This window comes from Candidatus Stoquefichus massiliensis AP9, assembly GCF_000455285.1.
GTDB lineage: Bacteria > Bacillota_I > Bacilli_A > Erysipelotrichales > Coprobacillaceae > Stoquefichus > Stoquefichus massiliensis.
Map to the genome: position 1 here is coordinate 218819 of NZ_HG005287.1, position 18980 is coordinate 237798.

General features: G+C 31.0%; 17 protein-coding genes and 1 other annotated feature. Of the genes, 1 reads left to right on the forward strand and 16 read right to left on the reverse strand.

The genetic code is table 11. The features are described 5' to 3' along the window. From BN350_RS18690 to dusB, 14 genes are all read right to left on the reverse strand, one after another. The coding region (locus BN350_RS18690; protein WP_044600183.1) for an AlbA family DNA-binding domain-containing protein at nt 1–290 on the reverse strand (290 nt) is incomplete at its 3' end. 665 nt (nt 291–955) lie between these two features. Continuing rightward, nucleotides 956–1129, reverse strand: coding sequence for an antitoxin VbhA family protein (locus tag BN350_RS20590; protein WP_155849097.1), 174 nt, complete (start codon nt 1127–1129; stop codon nt 956–958). Nucleotides 1130–1725: 596 nt separating this feature from the next. Further along, nucleotides 1726–2373, reverse strand: coding sequence for an alpha/beta fold hydrolase (locus BN350_RS07120; RefSeq protein WP_028042977.1), 648 nt, complete (start codon nt 2371–2373; stop codon nt 1726–1728). Between the two features lie 59 nt (nt 2374–2432). Next, the gene (locus tag BN350_RS07125) at nt 2433–2936 is read right to left on the reverse strand and encodes a GNAT family N-acetyltransferase (RefSeq protein WP_028042978.1); all 504 of its coding nucleotides are present in this window, start codon (nt 2934–2936) and stop codon (nt 2433–2435) included. A gap of 68 nt (nt 2937–3004) precedes the next feature. Beyond that, complete coding sequence (locus BN350_RS07130) at nt 3005–3352, reverse strand: hypothetical protein (RefSeq protein WP_002607983.1); 348 nt, start codon at nt 3350–3352, stop codon at nt 3005–3007. 58 nt (nt 3353–3410) lie between these two features. After that, nucleotides 3411–3821 (reverse strand): VOC family protein, encoded by a 411-nt coding sequence (locus BN350_RS07135; RefSeq protein ID WP_028042979.1) that lies wholly within the window; start codon nt 3819–3821, stop codon nt 3411–3413. Nucleotides 3822–4113: 292 nt separating this feature from the next. After that, entirely contained in the window at nt 4114–5598 is a 1485-nt protein-coding gene (gene lysS / locus BN350_RS07140) for a lysine--tRNA ligase (RefSeq protein WP_028042980.1), read from the reverse strand. A 35-nt stretch (nt 5599–5633) separates the two neighbouring features. Next, nucleotides 5634–5864, reverse strand: a binding site (T-box leader). A gap of 80 nt (nt 5865–5944) precedes the next feature. Next, complete coding sequence (locus BN350_RS07145) at nt 5945–6604, reverse strand: MgtC/SapB family protein (RefSeq protein WP_028042981.1); 660 nt, start codon at nt 6602–6604, stop codon at nt 5945–5947. Nucleotides 6605–6616: 12 nt separating this feature from the next. Continuing rightward, nucleotides 6617–7375: a tyrosine-protein phosphatase gene (locus BN350_RS07150; protein WP_028042982.1), complete on the reverse strand. Its 759-nt coding sequence runs from the start codon at nt 7373–7375 to the stop codon at nt 6617–6619. Then, nucleotides 7372–8199: a PHP domain-containing protein gene (locus BN350_RS07155; RefSeq protein WP_028042983.1), complete on the reverse strand. Its 828-nt coding sequence runs from the start codon at nt 8197–8199 to the stop codon at nt 7372–7374. Before BN350_RS07155 ends, BN350_RS07150 begins: the two co-directional genes overlap by 4 nt. A 14-nt stretch (nt 8200–8213) precedes the next feature. Further along, nucleotides 8214–10058 (reverse strand): beta-glucoside-specific PTS transporter subunit IIABC, encoded by a 1845-nt coding sequence (locus BN350_RS07160; RefSeq protein WP_028042984.1) that lies wholly within the window; start codon nt 10056–10058, stop codon nt 8214–8216. Nucleotides 10059–10164: 106 nt separating this feature from the next. After that, a complete protein-coding gene (licT, locus tag BN350_RS07165) occupies nt 10165–11007 on the reverse strand; it encodes a BglG family transcription antiterminator LicT (RefSeq protein WP_028042985.1) in 843 nt (280 codons plus the stop codon). A 175-nt stretch (nt 11008–11182) separates the two neighbouring features. Beyond that, nucleotides 11183–11443 carry a hypothetical protein gene (locus BN350_RS07170; protein WP_028042986.1) on the reverse strand — a complete coding sequence of 87 codons (261 nt, stop codon included), beginning with the start codon at nt 11441–11443 and terminating at the stop codon, nt 11183–11185. Nucleotides 11444–11455: 12 nt separating this feature from the next. Continuing rightward, a complete protein-coding gene (dusB, locus tag BN350_RS07175; protein WP_044600203.1) occupies nt 11456–12457 on the reverse strand; it encodes a tRNA dihydrouridine synthase DusB in 1002 nt (333 codons plus the stop codon). A gap of 486 nt (nt 12458–12943) precedes the next feature. On the opposite strand from dusB, the gene BN350_RS07180 reads away from it, so the two are divergent. Continuing rightward, a complete protein-coding gene (locus tag BN350_RS07180; RefSeq protein ID WP_028042988.1) occupies nt 12944–15742 on the forward strand; it encodes an ABC transporter ATP-binding protein/permease in 2799 nt (932 codons plus the stop codon). Nucleotides 15743–16286: 544 nt separating this feature from the next. Here BN350_RS07180 and hslO read toward each other — a convergent pair. Together hslO and ftsH are read right to left on the reverse strand one after the other, a co-directional pair. Next, nucleotides 16287–17159 (reverse strand): Hsp33 family molecular chaperone HslO, encoded by an 873-nt coding sequence (gene hslO / locus BN350_RS07190; RefSeq protein WP_028042989.1) that lies wholly within the window; start codon nt 17157–17159, stop codon nt 16287–16289. A gap of 130 nt (nt 17160–17289) precedes the next feature. Then, nucleotides 17290–18980, reverse strand: a 1691-nt coding sequence (gene ftsH / locus BN350_RS18700; protein ID WP_044600184.1) for an ATP-dependent zinc metalloprotease FtsH, incomplete at its 5' end; no start/stop codon positions are given.

Here is an 18980-nt window from a genome sequence, read left to right on the forward strand (position 1 = left end):
CCTAAATGAATATAATTTATTTCAAAGTCAATTATTGGGGTAATTCTATTTTTAATAAAGTCTACAAGATATCGTTGCTCTTTATCTACCTCTTCTTGTGAAATTCCAATAGCCGTTCCATTATCAGCAACACCAATATAAAGTTTTCCTCCACCTTTATTAGCAAAAGCAACAATTGTTTTTGCCCACCCCTGAGGCTTATCCTTATTTAATCTCACTTTGTATTCATATTCTATAGATTCAAAATCATTTAATTGTCTAATATAATCCTTAATGCTTTTTCTACTCATATGTTCTCACCTCGCTTCTTTATATTATTACCTATTTCAATGCGATATATCATTACATGATTCATTTTATATCTTTCATACTTATTCATTTAAACTAAATTTATTCTATCATATTATTTTTATAAAAAACACTTATAATAAAATATATTTTGTACTGATATAAAAAAACGTAATACATTTATTACAATTCATTACGCTATAGAATAACTATTTGTTTTCTCATATTTCATATGTGGGAATGATTTTTGGTTAGCTAGAAAAATAATAAGTATCTATTTAACTTGATATAATCAATATATTTTTAGATAAAATGATTCATCCATCTCCATAAATAATAAAATTGACACCTTTTAATTTACATAATATTGTACTAAAATTAATTAGCTTAATATTGATTTTCGCGTGTTTTTCACGCGCGCGTTTAATTAATATGATATACAGTCGATCTTCCAGATCCTATTATAACTAGTTTTTCGTTTATTACCAATTTTTTCAAGATTCTATATGCTTGATCTTTAGATATATTTAATAATTCTGTGACATCTTTTCTACTTATGCCATTTTCATTACTTTTTTATTATCTTCATTTAAAATTCCTACACTTAATTAAGAAATTACAACCCGGATAGCAGTATTTAAAACTGTACTCATAGCTATATTTATATTTATACATTTGAAAGAGCAATCTCCTTAAAAATGCGTTGTCTTTCAAAATCAAAAGTTGATTCTCCTTCTAAGCATTTTCTAAGCATTTCTAAGTCATCATCCGTCAAAGGCATACCCTCAAGGCGCATTGTCGCATTGACTTCATCTATGATTTTTCTCGTTTCTTCACTCATACAAGGACACTCCTTTCTGGCATATTTTCTATTAATATTATATTATATTTAGCAATTCATTTCACCATAATTAAGTTGTAGTTAATACAATTTTATTATATTCATAATTGTATGTTTTATACACATAACTTCTTAGTACTTTTTCTAAAATGTTAGTCTAAAAAATTGACAAAAATCATTAAAAACGCAGTATATTTTACAAAGTATACTGTGTATAATAATTATTTATTTTTCATATGAGGCGCGATACCATAATTTTGCTTAAAACCTCCAAAAAGCCTTTGTTTACTAAGCTTTTTACAAAATTCAAATAACCTATCTTATTCTTTTCTCTTTTTTCACGACATAGCTACTTCTTTTGAATACCTCTATGTATTTGTCAAAACATCTGTATGCAGCTATATACTATTTTTGTCTTTTAATAAGGCAATATTAATACTTTATGCATAAATATTTAAATCGTTAAAACATCTAATTTTCATAATTAATTAAGTTTTCACTTAAGCATAAAGCTGAATTCTTCTTCATTTATTACAATTTGAGTTAACATAGATAGCTCAAAAAAAGCATGATTCGCTATGAGTCATGCTTTTACCCTACAAACTGGAATTTAGTAGTATACCTTTCATAAGTTTTGATAATTGTTTAGGATTCTCAACCATAATCATATGACAAGAATCATGAATAAACAATATATTAAGATGATTTAAAACCTGTGCAGATAAATTTAAATCCTGAATCTTTGCTGGATATTCCGACATACCACGGTTACCATAAATCGCATAAATATCCTGTGTAACTTCATTGACTAAAGTGCTATAATCAAAATCAACTTGAATTGACTTCAATAATTCAGCAGTATAAAATTCCCTTTCTTTACTAAACATTTGAAGAATACTGTCTCCATATTTATCCATGTTTTTTTGTGTCATTAAATTTCTATAAAATTCATTAGCAGGCTTCAAATTTGTATCCAAATAGATTATTTTATCGACTTTCATTTTATATTTTGCAGTTAATTGCAATGCAATGATTCCTCCAAGACTATGTCCTATAATTGCATCATAACAGTGATGACCATAGTTTTTATAAACCCATTCAGTAATATCATCAACTTTTTTTGCGTGTAGTGTTACTTCATGCGGGTACTCCACATAATCAATTTCAAATTCTTTTAGATAAGGGTCTATAGCATTCCATATGTCTTTCGTGCAATTAACACCATACAGTATCATCAATCTCATAATTCATTTCCTCCAATAAATTTTAATTTTCCTGTTTCATAAACTGAAATTTGTATACATCACTTTAAAACTTTATCATAAGCGATTTTTTCACTGCCTTGAAAAACAACTACACCACATTCAACAAACCCATTCTTTTTAAGAATATGTTGCATTCGTTTATTAGGAAAATCAGTATCAATACGAATATATGGAACTTCTCTATCAAGACAAACTTCTTCAATTAGTCCAAATGCTAAATCTGCTAATCCAATACCGATAAAGTCTTTACTAAATGCCATACGGTGTACAACCGCATAATCTTTGTCAATACTCCATGTGCCTTTAATATCTGCATATGCCGGTTCACCAGAAAAATCAATACACATATATGCAGCAATTTTTCCATCTATTTTTAGAACATATCCTTTTTCAGTTTCAATATCATGGTAAACTGTATCTATATTAGGATAATCTTCAGTCCACTGAACAAAACCTTGTTCTTGTTGAAATTTCCTTCCATTATTAAGGATTTCACTACACAACTCTGCATCGTCTTTTATAGCTAATTCAATGATATTCATCTTAATCTCCTCCAACAAAACTAATTTTTATTACTCATGTTTCAAGCCGATAAACTGTAATTTGCAAATCAAACAATATTCTCACCCAAGATTATTTTGGGCATCGTGGTTAAACACCTATTCCAACGTTTATAGAATTTTTCTATGCCAAGTTTTCCAACTCTTGCATGAACTGCTTCATTTTCCATCACCCAATACAAGACATATGTTACCTTACCTACATTTCTTGTAAGACGAATAGGTAATTCTCCCTCTTTAACTGCATTGAAATCTTTTTGTCGGTGAGTACGTTTTATATAGTGTACATCAATAACACCATCTTGCTCCAAATAAAATTCTGCTACTTCCCTCATCAGTTCTTCAATTTCATCTAGCTTGGTCAGTTTTGCCTCATATATGCATATTTCATTAAACATAAAATACCTCCATTCTAATTTTTCTGTTTCATAAACTGCAATTTGTAGAGTTTCTAGCCTATGTTTCACTTGTACTTCCAATTTCAAGCAAATTCCCCTCTGGGTCAGCTACGTAAAAATTGCGGATACCGAAAGGATAAGTGATGGGTTCTCCCGTGGGAAACTGCACACCCAACTTTGACAGACGCTCATATTCCAAATCTACCTCAGCAAAATTGGATAGCCAAAGGGCGATTTCAAATGTCTGATTGATACCCTTTAGAAGTACATAGTCTTCTCCTATTGCCTTTACAAATTCTTTCCTGCTATACATAAATAAGGATAGTTCTCCACTTGCAGTTTCAAAATCCGCAAAAGGTCCACCACTCCATTGAGTTTGAAAACCTAGTGTATCTCTATAAAATCGAACCATATTTTCCATGTCACTGACCAGCAGGCTCACACCGACACGTACATCTTTTCCATTCATTATCAATACCTCCTCTCATACAAATTCTAATTTGTAATCTTGTCTTAATCATATCACTTAATCCTTTAGACAACAAATATATAATGAAAATGACCAATTATTCTTCATAATAACTGGCCATTCCTATCAAATTTTCACGACATTTCTACGACTTTTCACGACATTTTTGCGTTTTTACGGAAAAATCAGCGATTTTTATCTATCGTCGTATACTGTCTGTATACATCCAAAAGTGCCCTGTTTATCGGCATTTTTGAGTTGTATGCTATCTGTATGATACCTGTAGATAACTCTACTTATTCTTCATATGTGGGAAAAGGATCACTTCACGAATCGATTCTTGTCCAGTTAACAACATAACAAGTCTATCAATACCCATTCCCATACCACCTGTTGGAGGTAAACCATACTCTAAAGCCTCTACATAATCTAAATCCATTTCATTGGCTTCATCATTACCAAGTTCTTTTTCTTTTAATTGGTTAGAGAATCTTTCATATTGATCAATTGGATCATTTAATTCTGTAAATGCATTTGCATATTCATTTCCACAAATGAATAATTCAAAACGTTGAGTAAAACGTGGATCTTCTAAATTCTTCTTAGCAAGTGGAGAAATTTCAATTGGATGACCATACACAAAAGTTGGTTCAACAATTGTTTCTTCTACATATTCTTCAAAGAACGCATTAATAATATGACCATAACCAAAATGGTTTTCAACTTCAATATGTCTTTCTTCAGCGAGTGCTTTCGCTTCTTCAAAAGTCATGTCACTTGCAAAGTCAATTCCAGTTTGTTCCTTAATTGCATCTGTCATAGAAATACGTTTAAATCCAGGCGCTAAAGAAATCTGATGACCTTTATACTCTAAATCATATGTACCACAAACACTCATTGCAGCATTAGAAATAATACCTTCAGTTAAATCCATCATACCTTCTAAATCACTAAATGCTTTATAAACTTCAATTGTTGTAAATTCAGGATTATGAGTTCTATCCATTCCTTCATTTCTAAACAAACGTCCAATTTCATAAACAGCATCCATACCACCAACAATTAATCTTTTTAATGATAATTCAGTTGCAATTCTTAAATAGAAATTCATATCTAAAGCATTATGATGAGTAGTAAATGGTCTTGCAGCTGCTCCTCCTAAAATAGGATTCAAGACTGGAGTTTCCACTTCAACATAACCTTGACTATCTAAGAAATTTTGAATAGAACGGATAATCTTAGGTCTTGCAAAAGCAATCTTTCTTGATTCTTCATTCATAATTAAATCAACATATCTTCTTCTATATCTTTCTTCAACATCACTTAAACCATGATATTTCTCAGGTAAAGGACGTAAAGCTTTTGTTAAATGAATAAACTTTGTTGCTTTGACTGATAATTCTCCAGTGTTTGTTACAAAGACAGTTCCTTCAATCCCAACAATATCTCCAATATCACTCTTAATTAAAACTTCATATTCATCTTCACCAATAACATCTTTTCTTACATAAATTTGTATTTGTCCATCTCTATCTTGAATATGCATAAAGCAGACTTTCCCTTTACGACGTTTTGTCATAATTCTTCCTGCAATTTTAACAGGTACTGCCATTTCTTCTAATTCCTCATGCGTTTTACCAGCAAATTCTTCTTTGATTTGTTTTGAAAAATGTGTCACATCAAATCTTTGTCCAAAAGGATCAATCCCTCTTTCTCTTAAAAAATCTAATTTTTCACGTCTTACTAATTCTTGTTCACTAAATTGTCTTTCTTCCATATTTTTCTCCTTTTCCAAATAAAAAACTCCCATCCACAAGGGACGAGAGTATCGTGTTACCACCCTAATTCGTTATTATATCACTATAACAACCTTTTCAACTCCAATCAGAGTCTAGCCTGTAACGCGGCACACGTTATTTTATCACTTTTGATCCAAAATACAGCTCCTAGTCTTTATTCATTATTTCTACCATCATCCATTCTCACCATCAGGACTCTCTTTGCATGTCTTAAAATAACTACTTGTCTATTCATAGCTTTTTTCTATACGCCTAGTATTATATAAATAAACCAAGTCCTTGTCAAGCAAAGAACTTGATTTTTCTTGTCTCTATCGACATATTTTATGCATAACTAAACATCTTCATATATTTTTTATTCATCATTTCTTCTAATAATTCTTCACGCTGAAATGTCTGTGCAGTGATTCCATCTATTTCAATAAAGAGTGTATCTCTATCCATAACCTCAACTTTCATAGATTGTATAGAAATTCCGTGTTTTTTCATAATATGCTGGATATCCGCTAAAGCTGATGGATCCTGCGTAATTTGTAACTGAATAATTTGTCCCTGATTCGTATACTTTCTAAAGACACCTTTATGAAAAATAAATTGCAACCCTGCCACACATAACGTTGTCATGATCCCAATATCATAAAGACCAGCACCTATACAAGAACCTGCTCCTGCTGTTGCCCACATTCCTGCAGCCGTTGTCAATCCTGAAACAGTTCCATGTCTGACAAATATAACACCAGCACCTAAGAAACCTACACCACTAACAATTTGAGCAGCCATACGGGCAGCATCATACTCTATGACATCTGGAAATCCATATTTTGAAACGATCATAAATAAAGCAGCTCCCAAAGCAATAATCGCATGAGTACGAATTCCTGCTTCTTTATTCCTATTTCTTCTTTCATACCCAATAAAAACACCACATAACCCAGCAATAATAATTCTTAAAAACCATTCCCAATGAATCATAATTTCTGGCATATGACATCCCTCCTATTCACAATAAATTAGTCTAAGTAACCTCCTCTTTTCCTCATCCAATCCATACTCTTTTTCTAAAAATTCATCATAATCTTGATACTTTTCTTTAATAGAATCAATTGTCAGCATAATATTTTCTTTTTGCACCAATAACAAAGGATCACTATATTTTCTTAACATTTTAGGAACATGATGTTCTTTATAAAAATCATCCACAAATTCTTTTAAGTATTGATTAGATAACAAATACTCCTCAATTGCATCTTCTTCACTCATACCTAAAGCAAACATAATCAATAATGCACTGATTCCTGTTCTATCTTTTCCAGCAGAACAATGAAAATAAACATGTCCATCATTTTGAAGCAACAACTTAAATAATTGATGATACGCAGGATTGTCAAAAGCCATCGTTTTGTATCCTTCTTGAATATACTGAATTAAGAACTGTAACTTATGTGGAGTCATTTTTCCTTGTAACATATTTCCAAAATCAAAACCCTCATCCTTATGTTCTTTTAATTGCAACGCCTCAATTCGTAAATATTGAGCATGTGGAAAGACAATATCTTTTGCAAGATTAGCTTCTTGTTCATCACGATAATCTAGGATATAGCGAATACCTAATTCTTCTTCCATATATTGTGCATCATCAAAAGAGATGGCGTCTAATGACGCCCCTCTAAAAATCATGTTTTCTTTCATGATTTCTCCGTATTTATTTTTATAGCCACTCACATCTCTAAAATTTCGAATATTTAATTCTCTCATAGTTTATGAACCTTTCTCCTTAATAATTCATATTGTTCTTTGGTTAAACCATATTGACCTAAAATTGTCAATTGTGAATCATGAAAATCACTTCCACCACTTTCTAACAAATGAAATCTCCCTGCCAAGTCCAATGTCTTTGGATAATCCACTTCTTTCATACTCGGATGAGATATTTCAATACCATCCAATCCATAACTCACATACTTTTCTATTTCATCATAGTTATCATATTCACAAGGATGTGCTAAAATCGCAATCCCTCCATCTTCATGAATAGCATGAATTCCCTCCTGAATATCAATATATCCCATTTGAGAATCAACTTCTTTTGATGTTGGACCGGCAAATAATTCTCGATATTTTTTAATCGTCATATCTTGAGGATATTTTTTCATTAAAGCTAAGAAAATATGAATCTTAAAAACAATATTATAAGGTGCAAAGATTTTTGCATCTTCATAACTTATATCATACCCCTTTTGATTTAAGAGTTCAATAAGATGATGATGATAAGTATCTCGACACTTTAATGTTTCTTGACATAATTTTTTTATATGTGGTACATGATCATTTAACCATAATCCAACAATATGAACCTTTTTAAAAACCTCTCCATCATAGCAGCTCATCTCGACACCACGAATTGTTTCAATATCATATGTCTTGGCAAGCGTGACAATTTCCTGATAATGATCAATTGTATCATGATCTGTAATCGCAACAGCATGTATTCCATTTTCTTGGGCTAAAGCAAAAACCTTTTCAATGCTCATAGTTCCATCACTATGATTCGTATGAACATGTAAATCAGCATAAACCATAAATTTTCACCTTCTTATATAATTGTTAGCAATTGTTGTAAAGCCTTGACTTCTTTATCTTTCACTGGCAACACCTCTAAATAATCACTGCTATTTGTTACAACAATCATTGTCGTTGGGTCAACTCCTGCACGTTTCATTTTATCAAGATCAAATTCTAACAATAAATCACCCTTTTTAACTTTTTCACCTTTCTTAACAATTTCACGAAAATAATTGCCTTCTAATTTGACTGTATCAATACCAATATGAATAAGTAATTCAATACCTTGATAAGATGTTAACCCAATAGCATGTTTCGTATCAAATGTGGCACTGATTTTCCCATCACAAGGTGCATAAACCTTTCCATCATTTGGTATAATGGCAATACCTTTTCCAATCACTTCACTAGAAAAAGTCTCATCCTCAACCTGCTCTAAATCCATTAACTGTCCTGACATTGGACTTGCTAATGTTTTGATTTCAGGATTGTGAGAAGATAATGTTTCTTTCGATTCAACCGGATCATCAAAACCAATAATCAGTGTTGCAATAAAAGTCACAACAACACAAATAGCAATCGTTATCAAAGCATTCATAAAATTATTACCATTGTTTTCACTCATCCACATTGGTAAACTAAAGAATCCCGGAGTTAAAAAAGCATATGCTTTTAGCCCCACAAAGCCAGCATAAAGACCAGCAATTCCACCTCCTATCATACAGGCATACATAGGCTTTTTGAGTTTTAAAGTGACTCCATATAAACATGGTTCAGTAATTCCGGCTAAAAAAGCCGTTAAACTTGATGAAAAACAAGTACTTTTAAATTCTTTATTTTTCGTTTTTAACCCAATTGCAAAAGAAGCTGCCCCTTGTGACATATTATGACATAATGTTAATGTTCTCGTAAAAGGATCAAAACCAGATTTACCAATCATTTCAATACCTGCCAAGGCTAAAGCTGCATGCATACCAGTTGAAACAAGCCATGGATATAGCAAGCAAGATACTCCAATCGCAAGCATTCCAAAATGATTATAAAACAACATAACAACTTTACTGATTCCTAAAGAAACAACATTCATTGCTGGTGCTAAAATAATAAATGATAATGGGGCCATAACCAATACAGTTAATAATGGAGCTAGAAAATTTTTAACCATTGTTGGGATATGATGATTAAAGAATCTTTCAACATAACTCATAACCCAAATAATCATAATACTAGGAATGATAGTTGATGTATATTTCATAGCTAATACAGGAATAACTCCAAATAATTTCACTGGTGTCCCAACAGCAACCATTTCACTCCAGCTAGGGTGTATAAGCATACATCCTAAAAAAGCAGCTAAGTAAGGATTACATTTAAATTGTTTTGCAGCTGAAAAAGCAATCAATACAGGTAAAAACGTAAATGTCGTATCAAAAACAAAATTAAAAATATAATATGTCTGTGATTCAGTTGATAAAACTTTTGTCAAAGTTAAGACCATCAAAATACATTTACCAAGTCCACAAGCAACTAATGGTGGAATTAAAGGACCTACACTTCCAATAATAGCTCCAAACACAGCATTAATAATCCCTTGTTTCTTCTTAGGAGTTTCTTCTTCCCCATCTTCTTTAATATCAGCTAATTTCACAACCTCTAAATAGACATCATGAACTTGATTCCCAATGACTAACTGATATTGTCCGCCTTTTTTCACTAACGAAAGAACTTCTTTCATGTTATTAATCTGATCATCATGAGCCTTCTTTTCATCTTTTAATGTAAAACGTAACCTTGTCGCACAATGAACCAAAGAAATAATATTCTCTTTACCACCTACAGCTTCAATAATCTCTTTTGAAAGTTTTTCATATTTCATTTTTTCTTCCTCCATTCATTTGAAAACTTCAAATCCCTGAAGGTTTGGCCAACTTAATGTCACCATCCAACGATCTATATGCAAATCATTTCATTAACTACCCTCCTTACTTATGTGAAACGATTTTTGCAACATGTATAGTTAAAAACAGAACTTCTTCATCTTCTAAATAGTAACTATATTTTCTTTCAATAAAGTTCTTAATTTCTAAAGCACATAAATACGGTTGCACATATTTTTCTTTCATAATCTCTAATAAATCATTGTTTAAAGATTCATCTTGATGTTGTTTTGTTTGATTAAATACTCTTAAACCAAAGAATTTTAAATGTGTTACAAAACGATAGTAAGATAAAGAATCTTCATCAAAATCTTTTTGAAAATAACTCTTTACCAATTCTAATATTCCTTGAATAAATTCAGTCATTTCATATACATCACTAATATTTCTTCCTACTTCACTACTCACAATATGCATTGCAATAAAGCCAGCTTCATCATCATCCATACGAATATGATATTTTGCTTCAATTAAAGATAATGCCCATAACCCTAATTCAAATTCTTTCTTATAGAAATGTTTAATCTCTAACAATAACTGATTCTTAATAGGAATACCTTCTTTATATCTTTCGATACTTGTATGGATATGATCCGTTAAACTGATATACAAAGAATCATCAACTTCACTATTTAATTCTTTCTTTGCTTTTTGGATCACCTGATCAGATATTTCCATATATTCAATAGGAATATCTTTTAACATATCAATCATTTTCTTTTGACTTTCTTTCAAACTTAATTCAAAAATTTTACTAATTTTTTCTGGATTAATACTTTCTCCTGTCCTTTTTCCATAAGCCAAGCCCTTCCCCATAACAACGATTTCTTCATGTTGATCATTGAACGTAATCACAACATTATTATTCAATATCTTTTTAATAATCATTGCAATCTCTCCCTTCAAAAATAAAAACCTGTCACAGAAAAAGTATCTGTAAACAGGTTTTGTGTAGCCATTATTATCATGCTATAACAATCCATCAATTACATTATCATCATAGCATGACCTTATTTTGATGTCAACGCTTTCAATGCATTTTGAAAGAAGTTTATATCATAATCTACTTTGTGATTTGTTTTTGCAAACATTCAACTTTATGATTAATATATTTCATAAGAAATCCTATCCCATTAAATGTTATAAAATAATATGTATCTTCTGATAACATATGAAAGCCAACACAAGTATCAGAATAACCAACAGTATCTTTCATATTCCAAATACCATCTATATACAAATTGTTTAATTTTAAATTACATGCCTTCGTTATTGTTTCATCATAATCCCAAACAAGTATACAATCCTTTAAGCGATAATTCATCACAATATTCCTCTATTCAAAGCAATCAAAGACTGATTTATCTCCAGTATGTAAATAAATACGATAAGCTTCTAAAATATCCTCTAATTCTTGATAACTTTCAATCTTTGATAAACGATTTTTCACTTGTGATGCAGATTTTAATCCTTTAATATACCATGGAGCGTGTCCTCGCATTTGACGAATAGCATTTTTTTCACCTTCAACTGGTATTAATCTTTGAGCATGCTGCAAACACTGATTAATCTTTTCATCAATCGTTGGTTCTTCTAATAAAATACCATGTTCTACATATTCAACCATTTGTTTAATAACCCATGGATTCCCTAATGCAGCACGTCCTACCATCACTGCATCACACCCTGTTTCTTCTAACAACCGCTTTGCATCTTGGGCCGTCTTAACATCCCCATTACCAATGACAGGTATAGAAACAGCATTCTTCACTTTCTTGATCCAAGACCAATCTGCATGTCCTTCATACATTTGTGAACGTGTTCTGCCATGTACTGCAATAGCACTCGCTCCTGCTTTTTCTATAATCTTAGCTATTTCTACACAATTAATAGAATCAAAATCATAACCAATCCGTATTTTAACAGTCACTGGTTTATTAACAACTTTGACAATATTTTTAACAATATCATAAACCAAATCAGGATATTGCAATAAATAACTGCCTGCATGTGCTTTCAATACCTTTTGAACAGGACATCCCATATTAATATCAATAATATCACAATTTGAATTCTGATCAACAAACTTTGCAGCTTCAACCATTGATTTTACTTCTCCGCCAAAAATCTGTATACTCATAGGATGTTCATTTTCATCCACATTCAGCATTTCGATTGTCTTTTGATTTCCATAACAAAGCGCTTTATCACTGACCATTTCACTCACGACAAGACCAGCACCAAATTCTTTAATAATCTTTCTAAACGCTACATTTGTTATACCGGCAAGAGGTGCCATAATAATTCTATTTTCTAATTCTATATTTCCAATTTTCATAATTTTCACCATAACACAATATAACATAATTTTTTTATAAAACAAAGACAAATGAATGATATATTTATAAATGTAGGAGGTGATATCATCAATATATGAAATAAAACTGCAAATGATTTTTTCATGATAATAAAGTAACATCTTCCCTCCCATCCTTGATGTTACATAACAATAATAATACGAAAAGACAGTTGTTTCCCTCTCCCTCAACTGTCTTTTCTATTTTTTTATTTTTTTATGTATAAAACTTTCATTATAGGCAATGATATATACAGATAGCTTACACTTTCCCCTCTATTTTTCCTCCCCATTAAAATAGATGTAAGTTATCAATTAGTTATATTCCTAATATTGGTAAACCCAGAAGAAGAAGGCACATCCCATCCGTGTCTTCTTTTTCATATATTGTCATCTTTCTTTTTTCTTTAGAAATCCTTGCACATTTTTTACATATAGATTTGATATAATCTACTGGAGGTGATATGAATGATAGAAGTAAAACATTTATCTAAGATATATAAGTCTAAAAATGTTGAAGTACATGCTTTAAATGATATTAATTTAAAGATACAAGATAAGGGTATGGTTTTTATCTTGGGGAAAAGTGGAAGTGGAAAATCAACACTTTTAAATGTTCTTGGAGGATTAGATCAATTTGATGAAGGTGAAATCATTATTGGCGGAAAATCTAGTAAGGATTTTAAACAAAGTGATTTTGATTCCTATAGAAATACTTTTGTAGGATTTATTTTTCAAGAATATAATGTGATGGATAACTTTACTGTTGAAGAGAATATAGCTTTAGCTTTACAATTACAAGGTAAAAAAGCAGATTGTCAAAGTATTGACCATATTCTTGAAGAAGTTGATTTACAAGGCTTGGGTGATAGAAAACCTAATGAGCTATCAGGTGGGCAATTACAAAGAGTTGCTATTGCAAGAGCATTAATAAAGAATCCTGAAATTATTATGGCTGATGAGCCAACAGGAGCTTTGGATAGTCGTACTGGCCAACAAGTTTTTGATACATTAAAAAAATTATCAAAAGAAAAATTGGTATTAATTGTTTCTCATGATAAAGAGTTTGCAAAAAACTATGCTGATCGTATTATTGAATTAGCAGATGGCAAGATTATCAGTGATACAAGTAAAGAACATATCATGCCAAAACAATTAAATGATGGTATTTCTTTTATTGAAGATGAATTTATTAATATTGATAATGCTCAAGAATTATCTCAGCAGGATATCAATGAGATTATTGATGTTATCAAAAAACATCAGGGTGAAGCAATTATTTCTTTTAATACCAATACAAATAAAGAGATTAAGAAAACAAATCATATAGATGAAAAAGGACGTTTAGAAATTTTTCAAGATACAACTGAAAAACATCTTAAAGATTATTCTCAGAAAGTCTCTTCATTTATTAAATCAAAACTACCATTTCGGAGTTCAATGAAATTAGCATTATCAAATTTGAAACTTAAACCCTTTCGTCTATTTATAACAATCATGTTATCAGTTGTTTCTTTTACACTATTTGGTTTAACAAATACAATGTCCCAGTACAATAAACAAACAACAACCTTTAATTCCATGAAAGATAGTCAAATTAATTATATTTCCATCGGAAAAACAACAACAGTAAGGTCTCATGATTATTCCTATGATGAAGATAGCAAACTAAAAAAGGAAGATATTCAAAACATTCAAAAAAAGTATCCAAACCTTCCTTTTATTACAACTTTCTCTGAATATAATTCACAATCAGATATGAATTTTCTATCACATATAGAAAAAACAGATAAGATTCCTGATAATGATTCATCCTTGCTTTATCAAACATCATTTTCAGCTCTTAGTGAAATTAACCAAGATATCATACAAAAAAATAAATTTAAATTACTTGGGAACTTACCAAGTCATGATAAAGAAATCGTTGTTACTGAATTCTTTGCCAATACTTTTAAAGAATTTGGTTACCAAATCATTGATAGTAAGGGAAAAACAAAAGTATCATCTATTCATTCTTCACAAGATTTAATAGGTAAGACTGTTAAGTTAATACTGAATTCTCAATCTATTGAATTTAAAATATGTGGGATATTAGATACACATATAGATTTAAGTCGATTTGAACCCTTAAAAGATGAACATAGCCAAGGTATTTCAAAATATTATTTATCTTCAGAATTAGCAACCCTCACATCAAACAGTTATCATGCATTAGGATTTGTGAGTCATGATCGTCTACAAAATTGTATAGATAATTATCATTTATACAATACTTATAGTGAAGGAAAATATATGGATTTAATGCTTGATGATAATAGCTATTCTCCAGAATTCTTTTATCATTATGATGATATAAATAAAGAACGACTTGTCGATTTTCATAATGGTGGAAATTTCTATGTGAATTATCAAACTATTAAGAATCTGCATATCAACAAAACAATGACATTGCAAGATTATGTGAGTCAAAATACAATGAATATTACAAATGAGAAAGAGATTCTAAAAGTCATTCAAAAAGCTATTGAACAGTACAAAAATCAAATTATCAATTCTCAGTTAAAATTATATTATTCAGCTGGTTCAGAAGCTCAAAACATTATTGATAAAATTGCTGGTGTCTATATTGATGATTTAGAATCTGAAACAAATGCATTTGTCCTCACTGACGAAATGATTCAAAAATATAAATTTCAGTCTGATGGATTTGCACAATTTATCGTTTCTCCAATGTCTGATGATGAAACATTACAAGATATTATTGCATATACTTATGATGATGGTATTAAGGAAACAAGCTATACGCTTATGAATCAAGTGATGCCAATGTTAACAACTGTTAATTCTGTCGTTGATACATTACAAACAGTCTTTCTTGTAGTTGGTATTGGTTTTGCTGTATTTGCAGCTGTTATGTTCTGTAATTTTATTGCTACAAGTATTGCAAATAAGAAACGTGAAATTGGTATCTTAAGAGCGGTAGGTGCTCGTGGTATAGATGTCCTCAAAATATTCTTGAATGAAAGTTTGATCATTGCTGGTATCAACTGGATCCTAGCAGTTGGCTTATGCTTTGCTGGTACAACCTTTATTAATCAATATATTAGAAATGAATTTGGTGTCTTAGTAACAGTTCTTAATTTTGGACTACTGCAGATTGTATTATTACTATTGATATCTGTTTCTGTTGCTTTCGTTGCATCAGCCATACCTGTCTATAAGATTTCTCAAAAGAAACCTATAGATGCAATTAAAGATAGAAAATAATATAGAAAAAGTCATTTTGATTTTATTAAAAACTTGATATTAGATAAATGATTGAGTTTTAAGAAAAGGAATAATTTCATCATTCCTTTTCTTTTTCATTTTTCTTAGTATTTTTACACCGTCTTTTATCATTTGATTTTCATTTCTATCTAAAACAATTGATTTAGTTTCTAGTATTCTATCAATTGTATTTATTGAATCAAAAGTATGATATGAAAAATATAGCTTTCTTAATTCTGATCCTGTTATTCTTTTATATACATTTTTACTATCAATTAAGTAAACATATGAGAAATATTTCCTATCCAATATATTTCTTCACTAGAAAATTTTACTCTGCCATATTTTCATTTAAAAACTTAAATGATCCATTCTATTTACAAATATCAAATTCACAATCTCTCCATCCTCCTCTAAAATAAATAATTGTAAGCATCCATTCTTAACAAACTTTATATTGCAAATCGTTAGTAAGAGGATAAATAAAACTTCTTACTAACACAAGAAGTTTTAAGTATACAAAAACAGATTAACTCATGATAAGTTAATCTATTTCTTTTATTATTTCATGAAGTTCTTCTTCACTAAACTGATATTTCTCATTACAGAACTGACATCTCATTTCACAGCCATGATCTTCATCAATCATCGCTTGCAATTCATCCTTACCTACAGTTATCAATGCTTTTTTCATTTTGTCTTTTGAACAGTCACATTCAAAGAATAAATCTTGTGAATCTAAAATTTCAACATCTCCAAATATCATTTTTAATATATCTTCTGGTGTTTTTCCTTCATGTATAAGAGATGAAACAGGTGGGAAATCTTTCATTTTATCTTCAATATACTCTATATCTTCATCTGTAGCATCTGGTAACAATTGAATAATAAATCCACCACTTGATAAGACTTCATTCGTATCATTAACAAGAACACCTACAGAAACAACTGAAGGAACTTGTTCAGAAACCATGAAATAATACGAGAAATCATCACCAATTTCACCACTTTGTAATGGTACTGTTCCAATGAAAGGTTCCTTCAATCCCATATCCTTAATAACTTGTAATTGACCTTCTCTACCTACTGCTACACCTACTGCTAACTTTCCTGTATCATTATAAGTATAATGCACTTCTGGATTAGCAACAAAAGCTTTGATCTTTCCATCACTATTGGTTGTAGCTAACATAGTTCCAATAGGCCCTCCACCATTAATTGTTACAGTCATTTTTTCATGATTTTTATTCATTGCACCCATCATAAGTGTTGCAGACATCATACGTCCTAAAGCCGCTGAAGCTGTTGGCCATAATCCATGTTTTAATCTTGCATCTTCTAAAAGCTGTGTTGTTTGACAGGCAAATACACGACAATTTTTTGATTGTACTATACCTCTTACTAAATAATCCTTCATATTATCCTCCAAATGCAAAATAACTTATTAAAGGAAGAATCATACTTAATACTAAAATAAATACTAATATCTTACTCATTGTACTTCTTTTCATTTGATTTTCTCCTATGCGAAAATAAGCGCAAAGCGCTTATTTCATTTCATCTAATAAATCATCATCTAAATCAACTGGATCAGGTGTTTTTGGTGCATCAGGGAAAGTAATATCTTGATTACTCATTTTTCCATCATGCATTTCTAGCATCTTTCCTGTTTTATATAAAGATTCAATTTGTTCATTATTTAATGTTTCATGTTCTAACAAAGCATTTGCAATAATAACCAATTTATCTTTTTGTGATTCAATAATTTCCTTACATTGCGCATAACATGCATCAATAATCTTACGCACCTGCTGATCGATTTCAAACGCAATTTGTCCAGAATGTGAGTTATCTTGAGAAGAATAGTCTCTTCCTAAGAACACCGCATTTTGACCTGATGCATATTTGATTGGTCCTAAATCAGACATTCCTAATTCTGTAACCATTAATCTAGCAATTCTAGTTGCCTGCTCAATATCGTTATGTGCTCCAGAAGTCACATCACCAAAGAAGACTTCTTCAGCCACACGACCACCCATAAAACCAGTAATACTAGCCATTAATTGGGTTTTTGTTTGGAAATATGTTTCTTCCTTCGGTGTCATTAAGTTATAACCGCCAGCATTACCACGTGGAATAATTGTTACTTTTTGTACTTTATTGGCATCTTCTAATGTTAATCCGATAATAGCATGTCCTGATTCATGATAAGCCACCAATTTTCTCTCATGTTCAGTATATTTACGAGATTTTTTCGCTGGACCACCAATCACACGGTCAATAGCTTCATCAACATCATCTAATGTAATCAATTGATGTCCTTGACGAACTGCCAATAATGCTGCTTCATTTAAAACATTTGCAAGTTCAGCACCAGAGAAGCCAGGTGTACGTTGTGCGACGTTATCAAAATTCACATCTGGAGCAAATTTCTTATTTCTTGCATGTACTTTTAAAATTTCAGCTCTTGCCTTTTTATCTGGATTGGCAACCTGAATTTGTCTATCAAAACGTCCTGGACGAAGTAATGCAGGATCTAATACGTCAGCACGGTTTGTCGCTGCCAGAATAATAATACCTTCATTACCACTAAATCCATCCATTTCTACTAATAACTGGTTCAATGTTTGTTCACGTTCGTCATGTCCACCACCAACACCAGTACCTCTTTGTCTACCTACTGCATCAATTTCATCAATAAAGATAATACATGGTGCATTTTGTTTTGCTTTCTTGAACATATCACGCACACGTCCAGCACCTACACCAACAAACATTTCTACGAATTCAGAACCTGAAATTGAATAGAATGGTACATTGGCTTCACCTGCTACAGCTCTTGCGAGTAATGTTTTACCAGTACCTGGAGGCCCCACTAATAAGACACCTCTAGGAATCTTAGCACCCATATTGACAAATTTCTTAGGATTTTTTAAGAAATCAACGAGTTCAGTCAATTCCTCTTTTTCCTCATCAGCCCCAGCCACATCACTAAAACGTGTTTTACTGTCTTTTTCTAATTTTGCACGAGAATTTCCAAAATCAAATGCTTTGGCATTGGCTCCTCCGCCTCCACCAATACTTCTCATAACAAATACCATGACACCAATTAATAAAACATAAGGTAATAAACCAATGATAACATCCATTAGCATATGTTCACTCTTGGCATCTAATACTTTAACATTAATTTTCTTATCCTGTAATAACTGCATTAATGAATTTAATTCTTCATCAG

Excerpts from the sequence above, each read along its gene's own strand:
- BN350_RS20590 (WP_155849097.1), bottom strand. The coding sequence starts at position 1,129 with ATGAGTGAAGAAACGAGAAAAATCATAGATGAAGTCAATGCGACAATG.
- BN350_RS07170 (WP_028042986.1), bottom strand. The coding sequence starts at position 11,443 with ATGAATTATCGCTTAAAGGATTGTATACTTGTTTGGGATTATGATGAA.
- hslO (WP_028042989.1), bottom strand. The coding sequence starts at position 17,159 with ATGAAGGATTATTTAGTAAGAGGTATAGTACAATCAAAAAATTGTCGT.
- BN350_RS07145 (WP_028042981.1), bottom strand. The coding sequence starts at position 6,604 with ATGCCAGAAATTATGATTCATTGGGAATGGTTTTTAAGAATTATTATT.
- lysS (WP_028042980.1), bottom strand. The coding sequence starts at position 5,598 with ATGGAAGAAAGACAATTTAGTGAACAAGAATTAGTAAGACGTGAAAAA.
- BN350_RS07150 (WP_028042982.1), bottom strand. The coding sequence starts at position 7,375 with ATGAGAGAATTAAATATTCGAAATTTTAGAGATGTGAGTGGCTATAAA.
- BN350_RS07160 (WP_028042984.1), bottom strand. The coding sequence starts at position 10,058 with ATGAAATATGAAAAACTTTCAAAAGAGATTATTGAAGCTGTAGGTGGT.
- licT (WP_028042985.1), bottom strand. The coding sequence starts at position 11,007 with ATGATTATTAAAAAGATATTGAATAATAATGTTGTGATTACGTTCAAT.
- BN350_RS07130 (WP_002607983.1), bottom strand. The coding sequence starts at position 3,352 with ATGTTTAATGAAATATGCATATATGAGGCAAAACTGACCAAGCTAGAT.
- BN350_RS07180 (WP_028042988.1), top strand. The coding sequence starts at position 12,944 with ATGATAGAAGTAAAACATTTATCTAAGATATATAAGTCTAAAAATGTT.
- BN350_RS07135 (WP_028042979.1), bottom strand. The coding sequence starts at position 3,821 with ATGAATGGAAAAGATGTACGTGTCGGTGTGAGCCTGCTGGTCAGTGAC.
- BN350_RS07120 (WP_028042977.1), bottom strand. The coding sequence starts at position 2,373 with ATGAGATTGATGATACTGTATGGTGTTAATTGCACGAAAGACATATGG.
- BN350_RS07125 (WP_028042978.1), bottom strand. The coding sequence starts at position 2,936 with ATGAATATCATTGAATTAGCTATAAAAGACGATGCAGAGTTGTGTAGT.
- dusB (WP_044600203.1), bottom strand. The coding sequence starts at position 12,457 with ATGAAAATTGGAAATATAGAATTAGAAAATAGAATTATTATGGCACCT.
- BN350_RS07155 (WP_028042983.1), bottom strand. The coding sequence starts at position 8,199 with ATGGTTTATGCTGATTTACATGTTCATACGAATCATAGTGATGGAACT.